Annotated in this window: 5 protein-coding genes; all 5 read left to right on the top strand. The window is 72.3% G+C overall.

Annotated features, from left to right (window positions below):
• Nucleotides 1-33: 33 nt before the first annotated feature.
• The 5 genes from AB0I54_RS44890 to AB0I54_RS44910 are packed head-to-tail and all read left to right on the top strand — an operon-like array spanning nt 34 to nt 22,275.
• Nucleotides 34-2,175 (top strand): condensation domain-containing protein, encoded by a 2,142-nt coding sequence (locus tag AB0I54_RS44890; RefSeq protein ID WP_363302175.1) that lies wholly within the window; start codon nt 34-36, stop codon nt 2,173-2,175.
• Nucleotides 2,172-6,776, top strand: coding sequence for an amino acid adenylation domain-containing protein (locus AB0I54_RS44895; protein ID WP_363302159.1), 4,605 nt, complete (start codon nt 2,172-2,174; stop codon nt 6,774-6,776). Before AB0I54_RS44890 ends, AB0I54_RS44895 begins: the two co-directional genes overlap by 4 nt.
• 35 nt (nt 6,777-6,811) lie before the next feature.
• Nucleotides 6,812-19,831: an amino acid adenylation domain-containing protein gene (locus AB0I54_RS44900; protein WP_363302160.1), complete on the top strand. Its 13,020-nt coding sequence runs from the start codon at nt 6,812-6,814 to the stop codon at nt 19,829-19,831.
• A gap of 38 nt (nt 19,832-19,869) precedes the next feature.
• Nucleotides 19,870-21,048 (top strand): cytochrome P450, encoded by a 1,179-nt coding sequence (locus tag AB0I54_RS44905; RefSeq protein ID WP_363302161.1) that lies wholly within the window; start codon nt 19,870-19,872, stop codon nt 21,046-21,048.
• A 54-nt stretch (nt 21,049-21,102) separates the two neighbouring features.
• Nucleotides 21,103-22,275 (top strand): cytochrome P450, encoded by a 1,173-nt coding sequence (locus tag AB0I54_RS44910; RefSeq protein WP_363302162.1) that lies wholly within the window; start codon nt 21,103-21,105, stop codon nt 22,273-22,275.
• Nucleotides 22,276-22,282 lie beyond the last annotated feature (7 nt).

Genomic DNA, 22,282 nt, shown 5'->3' on the forward strand with positions numbered 1-22,282 from the left:
TTCGTGGCGTGTCCGTTCGTTGCTGGGGTGCGGATGTATCGGACCGGGGATGTGGTGCGGTGGACGGATGAGGGGGAGTTGGTGTTCCTCGGGCGTGCCGATACGCAGGTCAAGGTCCGTGGGTATCGCATCGAACCCGGCGAAATCGAAACCGTCCTCGACAGTCACCCGCGAGTCACCCAGTCGGCCGTGATCGCACGCGGAGACACACCCGGTGACAGCCGACTCGTCGCCTACGTCGTCGCGGGTCTCTCGGACCGGTCCGCGGAGGACCTGCCGAACACGCTGCGTGCATACGCGGCTGAGACGCTGCCGGAGTACATGGTCCCGTCCGCCGTGGTGGTGCTGGACGTGCTGCCGCTGACGGTCAACGGGAAGGTGGACCGGGCTGCCCTGCCGGCACCGGACTTCGCGCAGCGGGGATCCGGTCGGGCGCCGGAAGGTGCGGTCGAGGAGACCCTGTGCCGGATCTTCGCCGAGGTGCTGGGGCTGGACGAGGTTGCGGCCGACGCCGGCTTCTTCGAGCTGGGCGGTGACTCGATCATGTCGATGCAGTTGGCGTCGCGGGCCCGACGCGCTGGATGGGTGGTCACGCCGCGGCAGGTGTTCGAGGCGAAGACCGTCGAACGCCTGGCACTGGTGGCACAGCCCGTCGGCGTCGATACGGCCGACGCGGCGGACGACGGCGTGGGCGAGGTGCCCTGGACGCCGGTGATGCGGGCACTCGGCGAACAGGCGGTCATCGGATCCCGCTTCGCGCAGTGGACGGTCGTCGGCGCACCGGCCGGGCTGGACCGCCAGGCACTGGCCACGGCCGTGGGCGCGGTGATCGACACCCATGACATGCTGCGCGCCCGCGTCGAGGACAACGGGACGCGACTGACGGTCGGTGAGCCGGGAACCGTGACGGCAGCCGAGCTGATCCACCACGTGGACGCGACCCTCACCACCGACAGTGACCTGGAAGAAGTCGCTGGTCGCGCGGCCCGCGATGCAGTGGAGCGCCTGGACCCCGCCTCCAGGGTGCTGGTGCAGGTCGTGTGGGTGGATGCGGGACCGTCCCGCACCGGCCGTCTCGTGCTGGTGGTCCACCACCTGGCAGTGGACGGCGTCTCGTGGCGGATCCTGCTGCCTGACCTGCAGACCGCATACGAGACAGCGATTGCGGGTGGCACACCGACCCTCGACCTGGTGGGCACATCCTTCCGCCGGTGGGCGGAGCTGCTGACCACCCAGGCCCGAAGCAACGAACGCCACGCCGAACTCCAAGCCTGGACCGAACTCCTCCAAGGCGACGAACCGTCCCTCGGCGACCGCCCGTTGGATCCGGCCCGGGACACGGTCCGCACTCTGCGCCATCACTCATGGGCCGTACCTGCCGAGCAGGCAGCCGTGTTGGCCGGCCAGACGCCCACGGTGTACCACTGCGGCCTGCACGAAGTACTGCTCGCGACGCTTGCCGGAGCGGTTGCCCACTGGCGCCCCACCGACGCCCCCAACATGCTGATAGACGTAGAGGGGCACGGCCGGGAGCCGGTGCAAGGTGTGGACCTGTCCCGCACGGTGGGCTGGTTCACCAACGTCCACCCCGTCCGCCTGGACACAACACCTGCCGATCTGCCAGAAGCCCTTGCAGGCGGCCCAGCGGTCGGCGCACTGCTCAAGGCGGTCAAGGAACAGGTGCGTTCCGTCCCCGGTGACGGACTGGGCTACGGCCTGCTCCGTCACCTCAACCCGGAGACGGCCGAGGCCCTGGCCCAACTCCCCAGCCGCCAGATCGGGTTCAACTACCTGGGCCGGTTCACCGTCGGCGAGCAGTCCGGCCCCGTCCGTGCCTGGCAGATGGCAGGCGAGACGGCGGTCGGTGGCGCGGCCGACCCCGACATGCCCGTGGCGCACGCGCTGGAAGCCGGTGCCGTGGTGCGCGACACCACGGACGGCCCGGAGCTGACCCTCACGCTCAGCTGGCCCGGCAGCCTCCTCGACGACGCGGCGGCCGAACGGCTCGGCGGGCTCTGGCTGGAGATGCTGCGGGGCCTGGCCGCGCACACCACCGACGAGCCCACCGCGGGCGGCCACACACCATCAGACTTCCCCCTCCTCGATCTCTCACAGGACGAGGTCGAAGAACTCGAAGCCATAGCCGCACGACTCGAAGGAGGACGGTCCCTGTGAAGTCGCCGACCGCCGCCAAGGGCTCTGCCCTGGCAGAAGTGTGGCCGCTGTCGCCCTTGCAGGAGGGGATGCTCTTTCACGCCGCCTTCGATCACCAAGGACCCGACGTCTACGCCATGCAGTGCGTCCTGGCGGTCGACGGTCCCCTGGATGCCGATCGGTTCCGGGCGTCGTGGGAGGCGCTGGTGGCTCGCCATGCCGCCCTGCGGGCGAGTTTCCACGAGCGGAAATCGGGTGAGCCCGTGCAGCTCATCACCCGCGACGTGACGCTGCCCTGGAGGCAGATCGACCTGTCGGACCTGCCGGAGGCGGGCATGGCGGCCCGGGCCGACGCCCTGGCCGCCGAGGAGCGGGCGCAGCGGCTGGACCTGGCGGTCGCGCCGCTGCTGAGGCTGCTGTTGATACGGCTCGGCGCGGACCGGCACCGCCTCGTCATGACGACCCATCACATACTGATGGACGGCTGGTCGATGCCCGTCCTGTTGGGTGAGTTGTCCACGGTGTACGCGGCAGGCGGCGACACCCGGGCGCTGCCCGCGGCGGCGTCGTACCGCGACCATCTGGTCTGGCTGAACCGTCAGGACAAAGAGGCGGCGCGGGCCGCGTGGCGGGCGGAGCTGGCCGGGGCCGACGAGCCGACGCTCATCGTGCCGGCCGACCCGGCCAGGGTGGCGGTGCTGCCGGAGGAGTTCGCCACCGAGCTGTCCGAGGAGGCCACTCGGGCGCTGGAGGAGCTGGCCCGTGCCCAGGGGGTGACGGTCAACACCGTCGTCCAGTGTGCCTGGGCGCTGGTGCTGGCGCGCCTTGCCCGCCGCCGTGACGTCGTCTTCGGCGCGACCGTGGCCGGGCGGCCGCCGGAGCTGCCGGGTGTGGAGTCGATGGTCGGCCTCTTCATCAACACCCTCCCCGTACGTGTGCGGCTCGACCCCGCACAGCCGGTGGGTGATCTGCTCACCGAACTGCAGGCGCGGCAGTCCGCTCTGCTGGCGCACCAGCACCTCGGCCTCGCAGAGATCCAGAAGCTCGGCGGAGCAGGGGCGCTCTTCGACACGTTGGTGGTGTACGAGAGCTTCCCTCGGCCCCCGGCACGTCCGTCCGACCCCGACGTGCTCACCTTCTCCGGCCTGGAGACGCGTCAGGCCACCAACTTTCCGCTCACCCTGGGCATCACCCCGCACGACCGGCTTCAGATCGAACTGACCTATCGGCCGGACCTGTTCGACCGGGACGCCGCCGCCCGGACCGGGTGTCGGCTGGTACGGGTGCTGCGGCAGCTCGCGGCCAACCCTCGGCTCCTGGTCGGCGAGATCGAGGTGCTCGACGGCGAGGAGCGGGCGTCGGTGGTGGAGCGGTGGAACGACACCGCCCGGCCGGTTCCGACGGGCACGGTGCTGGAGCGGTTCGAGGAGTGGGCGCGTCGCCTGCCGGAAGCCGTGGCCGTCCGCTGCGGGGCAGAGCAGCTGTCGTACGCGGAGCTGGAGGCGCGCTCGAACCAACTGGCCCGGTATCTGAGCCGCCTCGGGGTCGGTCCGGAGTCGCGGGTGGCGCTGTGTCTCCCGCGTGGGGTCGACATGGTCGTCGGCGAGCTGGCCGTCTGGAAGGCCGGCGGTGCCTTCGTACCGCTGGATCCGCAGTACCCGGCCGACCGGCTGGCGTTCATGATCGCCGACAGCGCGGCCACAGTGGCCCTGATTACGACCGACGCGCTCGACAGCCTGCCGCCGGCATCGGTGCGGGTCGTGCTGCTCGACGAGATCGAGCAGGCGATCACCGCGGAGTCGGCGGAGCCGCTGTCGCCGTCACCGAGCCCCGACCGCCTGGCGTACGTGATCTACACCTCCGGCTCGACCGGCCGTCCGAAGGGCGTGGCCGTCGCCCACGGCGGTGTGGCGAACCTGGCGGAGGCGATGCGCCCGGTCCTCGGCGCGGAACAGGGCGTCACCACGCTGCAGTTCGCCTCATTCAGCTTCGACGCGGCCGTCCTCGACGTGGCCGTCACCCTTGCCGCCGGCGGCACGCTGGCCATCGCGGCGAGCAAGGAGCGGGACGATCCGGCCGCGTTGGCGGAGTTGATCCGTACGGCGGGTGTAGGCGTGGCGAGTGTGGTGCCGTCGCTGCTCGCTGTGCTGGATCCGGCCGCCGTGCCCGGGGTGACGAACTGGGTGCTGGGCGCTGAGCGGTTGAGCGCCGACCTGGCCTCCCGGTGGACGGCCCGGTCGAAGATGTGGAACACCTACGGGCCGACCGAGGCCACCGTGATCACCACGGCGACGCCCTTGGACCCAGGCAGCCGGCCGCAGGACCCCGCGCCGCCGATCGGCCGCCCCATCGGCAACACCCGGGTCTTCGTCCTGGACGACTTTCTCCGGCCGGTCCCCCCGGACATCACCGGCGAGTTGTATGTGGCCGGCTCCGGCCTCGCCCGCGGCTATGTCGGCCGCGCGGCACCGACCGCGGAGCGGTTCGTGGCCTGTCCCTTCGTACCCGGTGGGCGGATGTACCGCTCCGGAGACCTGGCGCGCTGGAGCGAGGACGGGCAGCTGCACTTCGCCGGGCGGGCGGACGGGCAGGTGAAGATCCGCGGGTTCCGTATCGAGCCCGGCGAGGTCGAAGCCGTGCTCGCCGCCCACCCTGACGTCGGCCAGGCCGTGGTCGTCGCCCGTGAGGACCGGCCGGGGGACAAGCGACTGGTCGCCTACGCCGTCCCGGCCACCGGCACAGGACTCGACACCGCACTGCTGCGCGAGCACGTCGCCAAGACGCTGCCCGAGTACATGGTCCCGTCGGCGGTGGTGGTGCTGGAGGCGCTGCCGTTGACGGTCAACGGGAAGGTGGACCGGGCCGCTCTGCCCGCGCCCGAGGCGCCCGGCGGCATGGCTGGCCGGGCCCCGGTCACGCCCGAAGAGGAGCTGTTCTGCGGGCTGTTCGCCGAAGTGCTGGGGCTGGACGAGGTCGCGGCCGACGCCGGCTTCTTCGAGTTGGGCGGCGATTCGATCATGTCGATGCAGTTGGCGTCGCGCGCCCGGCGCGCCGGATGGGTGGTCACGCCACGGCAGGTCTTCGAGGAGAAGACCGTCGAACGCCTGGCTCTCGTTGCCCAGCCCGTCGACGGCCAGTCGCTCGGCGACGCAGACGATGGCGTGGGCGAGGTCGCCTGGACGCCCGCGATGAAGGCCATGGGCGAACGGGCCGCCGACGCGCGGTTCGCGCAGTGGATGGTCGTCGGCGCACCGGCCGGACTCGACCGGGCAGCGCTCGGCACGGCCGTCGCTGCCGTCATCGACGCGCACGACATGCTCCGCGCCCGCGTCGAGGACCGCGGATCGCGGCTGGTGGTGCGCGAGCCCGGAGCGGTGGACGCGGCCGCGCTGATCAGCCGCGTCGACGCCACCGACGGCGACCTCGATCAGGTGGTGGACCGGGCGGCCCGCGAAACCGTGGAGCGGCTGGATCCCGCCTCGGGCGTACTGCTGCAGGTGGTGTGGGCCGATGCCGGGCCGGCACGGGTGGGCCGCCTGGTGCTGGTGGTCCACCACCTCGCGGTGGACGGCGTGTCGTGGCGGATCCTGCTGCCGGATCTACAGGCCGCGTACGAGGCCGTGGCCGCGGGCGGGACACCGGCCCTCGATCCGACGGGTACGTCGTTCCGCCGCTGGGCGGAGCTGCTGACCACTCAGGCCCGCAGCGACGAGCGGCGCGCCGAACTGCCGGGGTGGACCGAACTGCTCCGAGGTGAGGAACCGCTGCTCGGCGTCCGGCAGTTGGATCCGGACCGGGACACCGTACGCACGCTCAGGCATCGCTCCTGGACCCTGCCCGTGGAGCAGGCGGCGGTGCTGGCCGGGCGGACGGCGGCCGTGTTCCACTGCGGGCTGCACGAAGTGCTGCTCGCCACCCTGGCCGGCGCGATCTGCTCCTGGCGGCCAGGTCCGGCCGGCCGGGTCCTGGTCGACATCGAGGGCCACGGCCGCGAGCCGGTGGAAGGGGTGGACCTGTCCCGCACGATGGGCTGGTTCACCGGCTTTCACCCCCTCCGGCTGGACACCGCCGGGGTGAACCTGCCCCAGGCCCGCTCCGGCGGCCCGGCTGCCGGAGCGCTGCTCAAGGCAGTCAAGGAGCAGATGGGCGCCGTGCCCGGGGACGGACTGGGCTACGGTCTGCTGCGTCACCTCAACCCCGACACGGCCCAGGTGCTGGCCCAACTACCCTCCCCCCAGGTCGGGTTCAACTACCTGGGCCGGTTCACCGCCGGTGAGCAGTCCGGTCCCGTCCGTGCCTGGCAGCTGGCCGGCGAGACGGCGGTCGGCGGTGCCGCCGACCCCGACGCCCCCGTCGCGCACGCCCTCGATGCCGGCGCCGTCGTCCGCGACACCCCGGACGGCCCCGAGCTGACCGTCACCCTCAGCTGGGCCGGCGGGCTGCTGGAGGAATCCGAGGCCGAACGCCTCGGCGGGCTGTGGCTGGAGATGCTGCACGGCCTGGCCGCACACACCACCGACCCCGCCGCCGGCGGCCACACCCCGTCCGACTTCCCACTCCTCGACCTTGCACAAGAAGAAGTTGACGAGTTCGAGTCCGAATTCGCCGAGGACCACAACTAACGCGCGCTTTGAACGCTGTAGGGAGAGATAGAGCGATGACCCGATCTCGTGTCGAGGACGTCTGGCCGCTGTCGCCGCTGCAGGAGGGGCTGCTCTTCCACGCGGCCTTCGGCGACGAGGGCCCCGATGTGTATCAAGGGCAGCGCATGCTCGATCTGATCGGGCCGGTCGACGCCGGTCAACTGCGGGCATCCTGGGAGGCGTTGCTGGCCAGGCACGCGGCGCTGCGGGCGTGCTTCCGTCGGCGCAGGTCCGGCGAGGCGGTCCAGGTCATCGCGCGTGAGGTCGTCCTGCCGTGGCACGAGGCGGACGTCTCCGGGCTCGCGGAGGCCGATGCGGCCGCCGAGCTGGAGCGGTTGGCGGAACGGGAGCGTGTGGAGAAGTTCGATCCGGCGGTGGCGCCCCTGTTGCGGCTGCTGCTCGTCCGGCTTGCCGAGGACCGGCACCGGCTGGTGATGACCAGCCATCATGTGCTCATGGACGGCTGGTCCATTCCGGTCCTGCTCACCGAGCTGTCCGCGGTGTACGCGGCGGGCGGCAGCACCGCCGGATTGCCCCGCACGACCTCCTACCGGGAGTATCTGGCGTGGTTGAACCGCCAGGACAAGGCCGCGGCACGGGCGGCCTGGCGCGCGGAGCTGGCGGGGGTCGAGGAGCCCACCCTGGTCGCGCCGGCCGACCCGGGCAGGCCGCCGGTCGCCGCGGAGAACGTGATCCATGAGATCTCCGAGGAACTGACCCAGGGGGTCGTGCAACTGGCCCGTGGCCAGGGGCTGACGGTCAACTCCGCAATCCAGGGCGCATGGGCGATCGTGCTGGCACACCTGACCGGACGCACCGACGTGGTCTTCGGCGCCACGTCGGCGGGACGGCCCATGGAACTCCCCGGCGTGGAGTCGATGGTCGGTCTTTTCCTCAACACCCTCCCGGTACGGGCGCAACTCGGCGCCGCCCAGCCCGTCGCCGAGCTGCTCGCCGATCTGCAGGCTCGGCAGTCCGCGCTGATGGCGCACCAGCACCTGGGGCTGCCCGAGGTCCAGCGCCTCGCCGGTGCCGGCGCGGTCTTCGACACCCTTGTGGTGTACGAGAACTACCCCCGCCCGCCCGCCGGGCCGCCCAGCCCGGACGGCTTCGCCATCCGCGCGGGCGGGGCGCAGGAAGCGGCGCACTATCCGCTGACGCTGGTCGTGGTCCCGGCCGACCGGATGCACTTCAAGCTCGACTACCGGCCCGACCTCTTCGACCGCGACGCCGCCATGTCGGTCGTCGACCGGCTGGTGCGGGTGCTGGAGCAGATCGCGGAGAATCCGCAGATCCGGGTCTGCGACATCGACGTTCTCGGCGCGCCCGAGCGCGCGCGGGTGGTTGAGGAGTGGAACGACACGGCCCGTCCGGTGCCGTCCGACACCTTGCTCGACCTGTTCCGGGACCGGGTGCGGTGCTCACCGGAGACGGTGGCCCTGCGGTGCGGGGACGAGACGGTCTCGTACGGCGATCTGGAGTCGCGCGCGAACCGGCTGGCCCGCCACCTGCGCCGTCTGGGCGTTGACGCGGAGTCGCGGGTGGGGCTGTGTCTGCCGCGTGGGGTGGACATGGTCGTGGGCGAGCTTGCGGTGTGGAAGGCGGGCGGCGCTTTCGTGCCGCTGGATCCCGAATACCCGGCGGACCGGCTGGCGTTCATGGTCGCCGACAGCGGTACGACGGTGGTCCTCAGCACGCGCGACACGCTCGGCGATGTGCCGCTGGAAGCCGAACACCTGGTGCTGCTTGACGACGCGGCGGAGGCAATCGCCGCGGAATCCGCGAACGCGCCGGAGCCGTCCCCGGAGTTCGACCAACTGGCGTATGTCATCTACACCTCCGGCTCGACCGGCCGTCCGAAGGGCGTGGCCGTCGCACACGGCGGTCTGGTGAACCTGGCGGAGGCGATGCGCCCGGTGCTGGGCGTGGAGCAGGGTGTGACGGCACTTCAGTTCGCGTCGTTCAGCTTCGACGCGGCTGTTCTCGATGTGGCTGTCACGCTGGGGGCCGGCGGCACGTTGGCCATCGCGTCGAGTGAGGAGCGGGGCGATCCGGCCGCGTTGGCGGAGTTGATCCGTACGGCGGGTGTGAGCGTGGCGAGCGTGGTGCCGTCGCTGCTGGGGGTGCTGGACCCGGCCACGGTGCCCGGGGTGTCCAACTGGGTGTTGGGCGCCGAGCGGTTGAGCGCCGACCTGGCCGCCCGCTGGCGGGCGCAGGCACGGGTGTGGAACACCTACGGGCCCACCGAGGCCACCGTCATCACCACCGCCACCCCCATCGACGGCGCCATCGCCCCTGAGGACCCGCCCCCGGCGATCGGGCGGCCCATCGCCAACACCCGGGTGTTCGTGCTGAACGACTTCCTCCAGCCGGTTCCCGCGGGTTCAGTGGGTGAGGTGTACATCGCCGGGCCGGGCCTGGCACGCGGCTACGTCGGCCGCCCGGAGCTGACCGCGGAGCGGTTCGTGGCCTGCCCGTTCCTGCCCGGTCAGCGGATGTACCGCTCCGGCGACCTGGCCCGCTGGAGCGCCGGCGGCCAACTGCACTTCGCCGGACGCGCCGACGAGCAGGTGAAGATCCGCGGGCACCGAGTGGAGCCGGGCGAGATCGAGGTCGTACTCGCCGCCCATCACGGCGTCGGCCAGGCGGCGGTCATCGCCCGCGAGGACGGATCGGGCGAGACACGCCTGATCGCCTACGCCGTCCCCAACGGCCAGGACGGCACCCCGGACACCGGCGCACTACGGGAGTTCATGGCGGCCTCGTTGCCCGACTACATGGTCCCGGCCGCGGTCGTGGTGCTGGCCTCGCTGCCGCTGACGCCCAACGGCAAGCTCGACCGCGCCGCGCTGCCCGCGCCCGACCTGGTGGTCAAGGGCGGAAGGGGACCGGCGACCCCGACCGAGGAGGTGCTGTGCGGACTGTACGCGGAGGTGCTGGGCCTGGAGCGGGTCGGTGCGGAGGCCTCGTTCTTCGGTCTGGGTGGTGACTCGCTGCTGGCGATGCGGTTGTTGGCGCGGGTGCGGTCGGTGCTGGACGCGGAGGTGAGTATCCGTGAGTTGTTCGGTGCGTCGACGGTGGCGGGGGTCGCGCGGCTGATCGAGGGTGCGTCCGGGACCGGCCGGTTGCCGTTGCGGCCGCAGGTACGGCCGGAGGTGTTGCCGCTGTCGTACGCGCAGCAGCGCATGTGGTTCCTCAACCGGCTAGAGGAGACCGCCTCCGGCACGGCGGCCGCCGCCTACAACCTGCCGCTGGCGCTCCGGCTGACCGGCGAACTGGACACGGCCGCCCTGGAGGCGGCTCTCGGCGACATGGCGGAGCGGCACGAGAGCCTGCGCACCGTCTTCCCGAGCGTCGAGGGGGTACCGCGGCAGCGGATCCTCGACGGCGACGCGGCCCGGCCGTCACTGACGGTGGTGGACACCGCCGCCGACGAGGTCGTACAGGTGCTCGCCGAGCTGTCCGAGCGCGGCTTCGAACTGAGCGAGGAACTGCCATGGCGGGTGTGGCTGCTGCGGGCGTCGGCGAGTGAGCATGTGCTGCTGGTCGTGACGCATCACATCGCGTCGGACGGGTGGTCGATGGGGGTGCTGGCGCGGGATCTGCGGGCCGCGTACGCCGCGCGTCTCGAAGGCCGGATGCCGGACCGGCAGCCGCTGCCGGTGCAGTACGCGGACTTTGCGCTGTGGCAGCGCGAGGCGCTCGGCGACCTCGACGACCCCGACAGCATCATCAGCGTCCAACTGCGCTACTGGAAGCGGACCTTGGCAGGCCTTGGCGAGGAGATCGCGCTCCCCACCGACCGGCCGCGGCCCGCTGTCGCCTCGTTCCGCAGTGGCAGCGTGCCGGTGGGGGTGGACGCGGCCACGCACGCCCGGCTGGTCGAGCTGGCGGGACGGGGCCGGGCGACGATGTTCATGGTCGTGCACGCGGCGCTCGCGGTGCTGCTGTCCCGGATGGGCGCGGGCGACGACATCCCGCTCGGAACCCCGGTCGCCGGCCGGGGCGAGCCCCAACTGGAGGAGCTGGCCGGGTTCTTCGTGAACACCCTGGTGCTGCGTACGGACCTCAGCGGTGACCCGACCTTCGCCGAGCTGCTGGGGCGGGTGCGCGAGGCGGATCTGGCGGCGTACGCGCATCAGGACGTGCCGTTCGAGCGGCTGGTGGACGAGCTCAACCCGTCGCGCTCCCTCTCACGGAACCCGCTGTTCCAGGTGATGCTGGCGCTGCAGAACGTGCCGGAGGCACAGTGGGACCTGCCCGGTCTCCGGGTTGCGCCGCTGCCGCCCATGGAGGCGCCACCGGCCCGGTTCGACCTCTCCGTCACCTTGGCCGAGGAACGCGATGCCGACGGCACCCCGGCCGGTCTCGGCGGGGGCATCCTCTACGCCGCCGACCTGTTCGACGAGGACACGGCCCAGCGGCTGGCCCAGCGCCTCGCCCGGGTGCTGGAGCAGATCGCGGCCACACCGCAGCTGCGCCTCAGCGACATCGACGTCCTTGGTGAGGCCGAGCGTGCGCGGGTGGTGGAGGAGTGGAACGACACCGCGCGGCCGCTGCCGTCCGGCTCGATAGTGGACCTCATCGCCGCACGGGCCGAGGGCACTCCGCAGGCCACGGCTGTGCGGTGCGGGGACGAGACGGTCTCGTACGGCGATCTGGAGTCGCGGGCGAACCGGCTGGCCCGCCACCTGCGCCGTCTGGGCGTTGGCGCGGAGTCGCGGGTGGGGCTGTGTCTGCCGCGTGGGGTGGACATGGTCGTGGGCGAGCTGGCGGTGTGGAAGGCGGGCGGCGCGTTCGTGCCGCTGGATCCCGAATACCCGGCGGACCGGCTGGCGTTCATGGTCGCCGACAGCGGTACGTCGGTGGTGCTCAGCACGCGGGACACGCTCGGCGATGTGCCGCTGGAAGCCGAGCACGTGCTGCTGCTCGACGAGGCGGCGGAGGCGATCGCCGCGGAGCCGGAGCAGCCGCTGGGGTCGTCACCGAGCCTCGACCAACTGGCGTATGTGATCTACACCTCCGGCTCGACCGGCCGTCCGAAGGGCGTGGCGGTCGCGCACGGCGGTCTGGTGAACCTGGCCGAGGCGATGCGCCCGGTGCTCGGCGCCGAACAGGGCATCACCACGCTGCAGTTCGCCTCGTTCAGCTTCGACGCGGCTGTTCTCGACGTGGCCGTGACTCTGGCCGCGGGCGGCACGCTGGCCATCGCCTCCAGCGAGGAGCGGGGCGACCCGGCCGCGCTCGCGGAAATGCTCCTCACCTCGGGCGTTTCGGCGGCCAGTGTGGTGCCTTCGCTGCTCGGCGTACTCGACCCGGCCGCCGTGCCCGGGGTGTCCAACTGGGTGTTGGGCGCCGAGCGGTTGAGCGCCGACCTGGCCGCCCGCTGGCGGGCCGGGGCACGGGTGTGGAACACCTACGGGCCCACCGAAGCCACCGTCATCAGCACCGCCACTCTCCTTGAGGACACTCTGTCTCCGGAGGACGCGCCCCCGCCGATCGGCCGCCCGCTGGCCAACACCCGGACGTATGTGCTGGACGACTTCCTGCAGCCGGTGCCCGTCGGTGCCGTGGGCGAGGTGTACATCGCGGGGTCGGGACTCGCCCGCGGTTATGTCGGCCGTCCGGGGCAGACCGCCGAGCGGTTCGTGGCCTGCCCGTTCACACCGGGCCGGCGCATGTACCGCTCCGGGGACCTGGCCCGCTGGTCGGCCGACGGGCAGCTGCACTTCGTCGGACGGGCGGACGAGCAGGTCAAGATCCGTGGGTTCCGTATCGAGCTGGGTGAGGTCGAGGCGGCGCTGGCCGCTCACCCCGACGTCGGCCAGACCGCCGTGGTCGTCCGCGAGGACCGCCCCGGCGACCGGCAACTCGTCGCCTACGCCGTCCCCGCCACGGACGCCGAGTTCGACAGCGCCCTGCTGCGCGAACACATCGCCAAGTCCCTGCCGGAGTACATGGTCCCGGCCGCCGTCGTGGAGCTTGAGGCGCTGCCGCTGACCGTCAACGGCAAGCTCGACCGCTCCGCCCTGCCCGCCCTCGATCCGACTGCCCGCGACGAGAGCCGCACCCCGGCCACGCCCACCGAGGAGGTGCTGTGCGGGCTGTTCGCGGAGGTGCTGGGCCTGGAGCGGGTCGGTGCGGAGGCGTCGTTCTTCGGTCTGGGCGGTGACTCGCTGCTGGCGATGCGGTTGTTGGCGCGGGTGCGGTCGGTGCTGGACGCGGAGGTGAGTATCCGTGAGTTGTTCGGTGCGCCGACGGTGGCGGGGGTCGCGCGGCTGATCGAGGGTGCGTCCGGCAGCGGCCGGTTGCCGTTGCGGCCGCAGGTACGGCCGGAGGTGTTGCCGCTGTCGTACGCGCAGCAGCGCATGTGGTTCCTCAACCGGCTGGACGAGGGAGACTCGGGCGCGGCCGCGGCCGCCTACAACCTGCCGCTGGCGCTCCGGCTCGACGGTGAGCTGGATGTGGCCGCCCTGCGCGCGGCGCTGGGCGATATCGCGGAGCGGCACGAGAGCCTGCGCACGGTCTTCCCGCAGTCCGAGGGCGTCCCACGACAGCGCGTCCTGCACGGCCCGGCCGCCCGCCCGCGCCTGTCCGTGGTCGAGACGAGCGAGGAGGAGCTGGCGGATCGGCTGGCCACGTACGCAAAGCGGGGCTTCGATCTGAGCAAGGAGCTGCCGTGGCGGGTGTGGCTGCTGCGGGTGTCGCCGAGTGAGCATGTGCTGCTGGTCGTGACGCATCACATCGCGTCGGACGGGTGGTCGATGGGGGTGCTGGCGCGGGATCTGCGGGCCGCGTACGCCGCGCGTCTTGAGAGGCGGTTGCCGCACTGGCAACCGCTGCCGGTGCAGTACGCGGACTACGCGCTGTGGCAGCGGGACGCTCTGGGCGACCTCGACGACCCGGACAGCGTCGTCAGCGGTCAACTGGGTTACTGGAAGCAGGCCTTGGCAGGCGCGCCGCAGGAGTTGCGGCTGCCGGCCGACCGGTTGCGCCCGGCGGTTTCCTCGTTCCGCAGTGGGAGCGTGCCGGTCGGCGTGGACGCGGCCACGCACGCTTCGCTGGTGGAGCTGGCGGGGCGGGGCCGGGCGACGATGTTCATGGTGGTGCACGCGGCGCTCGCGGTACTGCTGTCCCGCATGGGCGCCGGGGACGACATCCCGCTGGGTACTCCGATCGCGGGGCGCGGCGACACACAACTGGAGGAGCTGGCCGGGTTCTTCGTGAACACCCTGGTGCTGCGTACGGACCTCAGCGGTGACCCGACCTTCGCCGAGCTGCTGGGGCGGGTGCGCGAGGCGGATCTGGCGGCGTACGCGCATCAGGACGTGCCGTTCGAGCGGCTGGTGGACGAGCTCAACCCGTCGCGCTCCCTCTCACGGAACCCGCTGTTCCAGGTGATGCTCGCACTGCAGAACGTCCCCGACTCCCGCTGGGAGCTGCCCGGACTGGAGATCACCCCGATCCCGGCCGCTGACGCACCGCCGGCCCGGTTCGACCTGTCGGTCACCCTGGCCGAGGAACGTGACGCCGACGGCACCCCGGCCGGTCTCGGCGGCGGCATCCTGTACGCGGCCGACCTGTTCGACGAGGGCACCGTCCAGGGGTTGGCCGCGCGCCTGGCCCGGGTGCTGGAGCAGGTCGCCGCCGACCCCGACGCCCGCCTGAGCGCCATCGACCTCCTGGGCGAGGCCGAGCGTGCGCGGGTGGTCGAGGAGTGGAACGCCACCACGGGTCCGATGCCGTCGGGCACGCTGGTGGAGCGGATCGCCGAGCAGGCGGAACTGGCGCCGGACGTGGTGGCCGTGCGGTGCGGGAAAGAGCTGCTCTCGTACGCGGAGTTGGAGGCGCGCTCCAACCGGTTGGCCCGCCATCTGCGCGATCTGGGGATCGGCCGGGAGTCCCGGGTGGGGCTGTGTCTGCCCCGCGGCATCGACATGGTCGTGAGCGAAGTGGCGGTGTGGAAGGCGGGCGGCGCGTTCGTGCCGCTGGACCCCGAATATCCGGCGGACCGGCTGGCGTTCATGGTTGCCGACAGCGGTACGGCGGTGGTGCTCGCCACCTCCGAGGCGCCGGCCGGGTTGCCGTGGGAGGCCGAGCACGTGGTGCTGCTCGACCAGGCCGCCGAGGCCGTCGCGGCGCGCTCCGGTCGGCCGCTGGAGGCGCTGCCGTCCCCTGACCGGCTGGCGTATGTGATCTACACCTCCGGCTCGACCGGCCGCCCGAAGGGCGTGGCCGTCGCGCACGGTGGCGTGGCGCATCTGGCCGAGGCGATGCGTCCGGTGCTCGGTGCCGAACAGGGCATCACCACGCTGCAGTTCGCCTCGTTCAGCTTCGACGCCGCCGTCCTCGACGTGGCCGTCACCCTGGCGGCGGGCGGCACGCTGGCCATCGCGTCCAGCGAGGAGCGGGGCGACCCGTCCGCGCTGGCGAAGATGATCCGTAGTTCCGGGGTCGGCGCGGCCAGTGTGGTGCCGTCGCTGCTCGGGGTGCTGGACCCGGCCACCGTGCCCGGCGTGGACAACTGGGTGCTGGGCGCCGAGCGGTTGAGCGCGGACCTTGCCGCGCGGTGGAGGCCCCAGGCGACGGTGTGGAACACCTACGGGCCCACCGAGGCCACCGTGATCACCACCGCTGTCCCGCTCGACGCGGGCATCCGCCCCGATGACGCGCCGCCCGCGATCGGCCGTCCGCTGGCCAACACCCGGGTGTACGTGCTGGACGACTTCCTGCAGCCCGTGCCCGTCGGTGCCGTGGGCGAGCTCTACATCGCCGGTCCCGGTCTGGCCCGCGGCTATGTCGGCCGTCCGGGGCAGACCGCGGAACGATTCGTGGCCTGCCCGTTCGTGCCGGGTCGGCGGATGTACCGCTCCGGCGACCTGGCCCGCTGGAGCGCGGACGGACAGCTGCACTTCGCGGGGCGGGCGGACGAGCAGGTCAAGATCCGTGGCTTCCGCATCGAGCCCGGGGAGGTCGAGGCGGTGCTCGCCGCCCACCCCGATGTCGGCCAGGCCGCGGTCGTCGCCCGGAGCGACGGCCCCGGTGACCCGCAGCTGGTCGGCTACGCCGTCCCCGTCACCGCCGGCGCCGAACTCGCCCCGGCCCTGCTGCGCGAGCACATCGCCAAGGCCCTGCCGGAGTACATGGTGCCCGCCGCGATCGTGCCGCTCTCCGTGCTGCCGCTGACCCCCAACGGAAAGCTCGACCGCGACGCCCTGCCCGCTCCGGACTTCGGCGGCCAGGTGTCCGCGCTGATGCCGCAGGGTGAGGTGGAGGAGATCCTGTGCGGACTGTTCGCCGAGGTCCTTGAGGTCGAACGCATCGGCGCGGACGCCAACTTCTTCGACCTGGGCGGCAACTCGGCGCTCGCGATGCGCCTCGCCGGCCGGATCCGCACCGAGCTCGGCGCCGAGCTGAGCATGCGGCAGTTCTTCGGCGCCCCGACCCCGGTCGGCGTCGCCCGGATGCTCGGTTCGAAGGTGCGCCCCGCCCTCCGTCCGGCCGACGAGCGCCCGGCGGAGATCCCCCTCACGGCAGGCCAGCTCCGTACGTGGCACATGGACCGCCGGCACGAGGACGCGACGGCCTACCAGAGCGCGGTCGCGCTGCGCCTGGGCGGCCCACTGGACCAGGACGGACTCCGGGCGGCGCTCGGGGACGTCGCCGCGCGCCACGACATGCTGCGGACGCTCTTCCCCGAGGCCGGCGGCGTACCCCGCCAGCGGGTACTGGAGCCCGACGAGGCCCGTCCCTCGCTGACGGTGACGCCGGCGACCGAGGAGGAGCTGCCGCAACTGCTGGCCGCCCATGCCGCACACCGGTTCGACCTGGCACGGGAGACGCCCTGGCGGCCGTACCTCTTCCCGCTGTCCGAGGAGGACAGCGTGCTGCTCCTCGTCGTCCACCGGATCGCCGCGGACGACGCGTCGCTGGACCTGCTCGTCCGGGACCTCGCCGCGGCGTACGGCGCGCGGCGCGAGGGCCGGGTGTCGGAACGGGCGCCGCTGCCCATGCAGTTCGCGGACTACGCGCTGTGGGAGCGGGAGCTGCTCAAGGGCGAGGAGCGGCCGGACAGCCTGATCAGCGATCAGGTGGAGTACTGGCGGGAGACCTTGGCGGGCCTCGGCGCCGACACCGAGCTGCCGGCCGACCGGCCGCGGCAGGCGTCGCCGTCGCGTCGGGTGGACGCGGTACCGCTGCGCCTGGGCGCCGAGGCGCACGACCGGCTGATGGAGGCGGCGCAGTCCGGCGGCTCGCCCTCGGCGTTCATCGTGGTGCACGCGGCGCTCGCGCTGCTGCTCAGCCGGCTGGGGGCGGGCACGGACGTCACGCTCGGCACCGTACTGCCGCGCCAGGAGGCCGAGGACAGCCTGGAAGGTGTGGTGGGCCCGTTCGCCGGCCCGCTGCCGCTGCGTACGGACACCTCCGGCGACCCGACCTTCCTGGAGCTGATCGGCCGGTCGCGGGACGCCCACCAGGAGGCGCTGCTCTACCGGGACCTGCCGTTCGAGCGGATGGTGGAGGTGCTGCCCCTGCCCGAACCGGCGGCGCCGCACCACCCCGTCTTCCAGGTACTCCTGGAGGTGCACGACGACGACGCGGAGAAGTGGGACACCTCCGAGATGCCGGGCCTGAGCACCAGGCGACTGGACGTGGGGACGGAGTCCTCCGAACTCGATCTGACCGTCAGCCTCACCGAGCGGAGCCATGACGACGGCACACCGGACGGCATCGACGGCGTGATCCGGTACGCGACGGAGCTGTTCGACCGGGCCACCGTCGAGGCGCTGGCCGGCCGGCTGGTGCGGGTGCTCGAACAGGTCGCGGCCGATCCCGAACTGCGTCTGAGCCAGGTGGACGTGCTCCTGGACCCGGCCGAGTACCAGCGGGTGGTCGAGGTGTGGAACGCCACGGCGGCCGAGGTGCCGGCGGGCACCGTGGTCGAGCTGCTGGCAGCCCGGGCGGCCCGCACCCCGGACGCGGTCGCCCTCGTGGAGCAGGGCCAGGACACCGCGCTGACGTACGCGGCGCTGCGGGACGCGGGCTCGCGGCTCGCGCGGCGGCTGTCCGAGCAGGGGATCGGGGCCGACGACGTCGTGATGGTGGCCGTGCCGCCGAGCAGTGGTGTCGTGGTCGGCGCGCTCGGTGTGTTCGAGGCCGGTGCCGTCTGTCTGTTCGCCGGACCGGACCGGCCCGTGGAGGAGGTCGGTGAACTGGTGCGCGAGTCCGGCGCCACGGCGCTGGTGTGCCCCGCGACCATCGCCGGGGTGGTGCCCGAGGACGTCACGATCCCGGTGGTCGCGCTGGAGGAGGAGCAGAAGGCGACCGGGGCGCGGGAGAACGTGGCGGTGCCGCCGCGGCCGCTGCCGGGCAGCGCGGCCTTGCTGCTGCCCGTCTCGCCGGAGGACGGCCTCGGCGAGGTCGCGGTGATCGAGCACCGGGCACTGCTCAATCTGGTGGCCCACCGGATGCGATCGCTGCCGGCGGAGTCGGCGGAGCTGGTGCTCGACGGGCGGGCCCCCGTCCAGGCACAGGCCGCCCTGCTCGCGCCAGTGCTCGCGGCGCTGTGCGCGGGCGTGACCGTACGACTCGGTGCACCCGGTGCGCGGCCGGTGGCGGCCACGACGGACGGCACCGCGGTGCTGGTCACCACCGCCGGTCAGCTCCCGGACGGACACATCGCCGACGGACAAATCGTGGGCGACGGACCGGAGTTCGCGGAAGTATGGACGATGGGCCACGGCTCCTCGGCGGTCGCGGAGGATCTGCACCGTCGGCGGGCGGAACACCCGCAGTCCCGGCTGGTGGCCGTCCAGGGCGCGGCCGAGGCCGGCGGGGCGTGGTGGGAGCACCGCACCCCCTCCGGGGAGCACCGCACCCCCGCCGAGGAGCACAGCACCCCCGCCGAGGAGCACCGCACCGCCTCCGGGCAGCACCGCGCCCCCTCCGGCACGCTGTCGGCGGAGCCGCCCGCGGGCGGTCCGGTCGCCAACACCCGCGCGTTCGTGCTGGACGACTTCCTGCGCCCGGTACCGCCGGGAGCCGTGGGCGACCTGTATGTGGCGGGTACCTCGTCGGCCCGCGGCTATGCGGGCCGGCCCGGCCGGACGGGCTCGCGCTTCGTGGCGTGTCCGTTCGGGCCCGCGGGGGCGCGGATGGTCCGTACCGGCGAGCGGGCGAAACGCACCGCCGAGGGCCTGATCGCCCTGCGGGACAAGGGGCAGGACCGGTACGGAGGTTCCATGACGGCGCGCCGTAAGGTCCGCAATCGCGACGACCTGGAGGTGCTGCTGCCGCTGCGGGCCGAGGGCAGCCGCCCGCCGCTGTTCTGTGTGCACCACAGCACCGGTCTCAGCTGGGGCTATGCGGCCCTGCTCCAGCACCTGCCGTCGGACCTGCCGGTCTACGGCGTGCAGGCGCGCGGGCTGGCCGGGCCCGAGCCGCTGCCGCAGAGCATGGAGGAGATGGTCGCCGACTATGTCGAGCAGATCCGGGGGCTGCAGCCCAGCGGCCCGTACCACCTCCTCGGCTGGTCCTTCGGCGGTGTGATCGCGCAGGCGATCGCCGCTCGGCTGGAGGAACTCGGCGAGCAGGCCGCCCTGGTCGCCCTGCTCGACTCGTACCCCGCCGGGCTCGGCCGGGCCCTCGTCGGCGACGACGAGGCGGGGGAGACCCACTCGGCGCCGGAGCAGCGGCGCGAGTTCCACACCTCCCCGGACGGCGGCGAAATGCCGATGGGCGTGAGCGGTCCGCTGATGACCAACATGGAGGAGGTCATGCGGAACGCGGTCGGTATCTCCCGCAACCACACGCCCCCTCGCTTCGGCGGTGACGTCCTGCTGTTCGTCGCGACCGAGGACCGGCCCGAGGACCTGCCGGTGGCGGAGGCGGTGGACAGCTGGCGTCCCTACACCGCGGGGGACGTCGTGGCGCACGAGATCGCCGCCGCCCACGACGACATGCTGCAGTCCGCGCATCTGGCGGACATCGGGCGCGTCATCACCGAGAGGCTCCGGTCCGGGACCGACGCCTGACCGGGCGCGACGACGAAGACGACGAAAGGGATACGCCAATGCCGAAGCCGCCGGAAGTTCTGCAGAACCACACCCGGGACGGTCTGGAACCGCTGCCCGAACTGAGCCGGATGAGCGCCGAGACACCGATGCTGAAGAACACCGGACCGGGCATCCACGACTGGATCGTCACCGGCCGGGAGCAGGTGCGGGCCGTCCTCGGCGACGCGCGGCGCTTCACCACCCGGCCGCCCGCGGACAGCGAGGAGGAGTCCAGGCAGATCACCCAGATCGGCAATCCGCTGCAGTACGACCCGCCCGAGCACACGCGGTTGCGGCAGATGCTGACGCCGGAGTTCACGGTGCGGCGGATGCGGCGGATGGAGCCGCTGATCGAGAAGATCGTCGAGGACCGGCTGGATGTGCTGGAGCGCGCGGGACAACCCGCTGACCTGATGCGGCACTTCGCCTGGCCCATTCCCGGCCTGGTGGGCTGCACCCTGCTCGGAGTGCCCCGCGACGACCAGCCCGAACTGGCGCGCAACCTCGACCTCAGCCGGCGCGCCAACCGCAACTGGCAACTGCGGCAGGCCGCGGTGAACGCGTTCGACGGCTATCTGGCCAGGTTCGTCGAGCAGAAGCGCCGCGACCCGGGCGACGACATGCTGGGCATGCTGATCCAGGACCACGGCGCCGACGTCACCGACAAGGAGCTCGTCGGCATCTGCGCGTCCGTCATCGCCGCCGGCATGGAGAACGTCGCCGGCATGCTCGGCCTCGGCACCCTCGCGCTGCTCGACCACCCCGGCCAGCTCGAACTGCTTCAGGAGAAGCCCGAGTTGATGGATCAGGCGGTCGAGGAAGCGCTGCGGTACGTCGCCGTCGTACCGATCGCCTCGCCGCGCACCGCGCTGGAGGACGTGACCGTCGGCGGGCAGGAGATCAAGGAGGGCGAGATCGTCTCCTGCTCCCTGCTCGCCGTCAACCGCGCGCAGCTCGACGACGCCGACAGGGACGAGTTCCGGGTCGATCGCGAGAACGTCTCGCACATGGCTTTCGGGCACGGCATCCACTTCTGCGTCGGCGCGGCGCTGGCCCGGATGGAGCTGCGCACCGCCTATGCGGGACTCCTGCGCCGCTTTCCGGGTCTGCGCCTCGCCGTGCCCCGTCAGGAACTGCGCTTCCGGCCGCCGCTGCTCGCCACGTACGGCGTCGAGAAGCTGCCCGTCGCCTGGTAGCGGACCGGCACGACCGGCGGCTCCACGAGGCGTATCGAAGGAAGGGATCCACCCATGCCGAAACCGACAGAGATTCCCCTGCACCAGGGCCGTGACGGGATGGACCCGCTGCCGGGGCTGCGCCGGATGGCCGAGGAGACGCCGGTCCTCGAAGACTCCGGCTCCGGGTTCCACGACTGGGTCGTCTCCGGCCGGGAGGAGGTGCGCGCGGTCCTCGGTGACGCGGAGCGGTTCAGCAACCGGCCGCCGGAGGCGAGCGCCTCGCTGGCCCGGCGCACCCAGTCCGGCAATCTGTTGCAGTACGACCCGCCCGAGCACACGCGGTTGCGGCAGATGCTGACGCCGGAGTTCACGGTGCGGCGGATGCGGCGGATGGAGCCGTTGATCGAGAGGATCGTCGAGGACCGGCTGGATGTGCTGGAGCGGGCCGGAAAGCCCGCCGATCTGATGCGGCACTTCGCCCGGCCCGTGCCCGGACTGGTCGGCTGTGCGCTCTTCGGGGTGCCCCGTGACGACCAGGCCGAGCTGGCCCGCAACCTCGACCTCAGCCGCAGCGCCAACCGCACCCGGCAGCAGGCGGCGGCCAAGGCGTTCGAGAGCTACATGGGCCGGCTCGTGGCACAGAAGCGGCGCGACCCGGGAGCGGCCGACGACCAGCTCAGCATGCTGCTCCGCGAACACGGCGACGAGCTCACCGACGAGGAGCTGATCGGCATCTGCGCCTCGGAGATGGCCGCCGGCTGGGAGAACAGCGCCGGCATGCTGGGCCTGGGCACCCTCGCCCTCCTCGCCCATCCCGAGCAGTTCGAACTGCTACGGGAGAAGCCCGAGTTGATCGACCAGGCGGTCGAGGAACTGCTGCGCTACGTGTCCGTCATCCCGGTGGCCTCCCCGCGTACCGCACTGGAGGACGTGAGGATCGGGGACCAGGTGATCAAGGCGGGCGACAGCGTGATCTGCTCCCTGTTCGCGGCCAACCGGGCGCAGCCGGGAGAGGAGGACCAGGACGGTTTCGACATCACCCGTGAGCACCCCAACCATCTCGCGTTCGGCCACGGCATCCACTTCTGCGTGGGGGCCGCACTGGCACGGCTGAATCTGCGCATCGCCTTCGCCGCGCTGGTGCGGCGCTTCCCCGAGCTGCGGCTGGCCGTGCCCCGGGAGGAACTGCGGTTCAAACCGCTGGCGCCCCAGTACGGCGTCGAGACACTGCCCGTCGTCTGGTGAGGTTGCC

Origin of the sequence: Streptomyces sp. NPDC050625, assembly GCF_040654755.1 — a bacterium.
Classification (GTDB): Bacteria; Actinomycetota; Actinomycetes; order Streptomycetales; family Streptomycetaceae; genus Streptomyces.

Coding starts and splice junctions, on each gene's coding strand:
- AB0I54_RS44890 (WP_363302175.1), top strand. CDS start 34: ATGTATCGGACCGGGGATGTGGTGCGGTGGACGGATGAGGGGGAGTTG.
- AB0I54_RS44900 (WP_363302160.1), top strand. CDS start 6,812: ATGACCCGATCTCGTGTCGAGGACGTCTGGCCGCTGTCGCCGCTGCAG.
- AB0I54_RS44905 (WP_363302161.1), top strand. CDS start 19,870: ATGCCGAAGCCGCCGGAAGTTCTGCAGAACCACACCCGGGACGGTCTG.
- AB0I54_RS44910 (WP_363302162.1), top strand. CDS start 21,103: ATGCCGAAACCGACAGAGATTCCCCTGCACCAGGGCCGTGACGGGATG.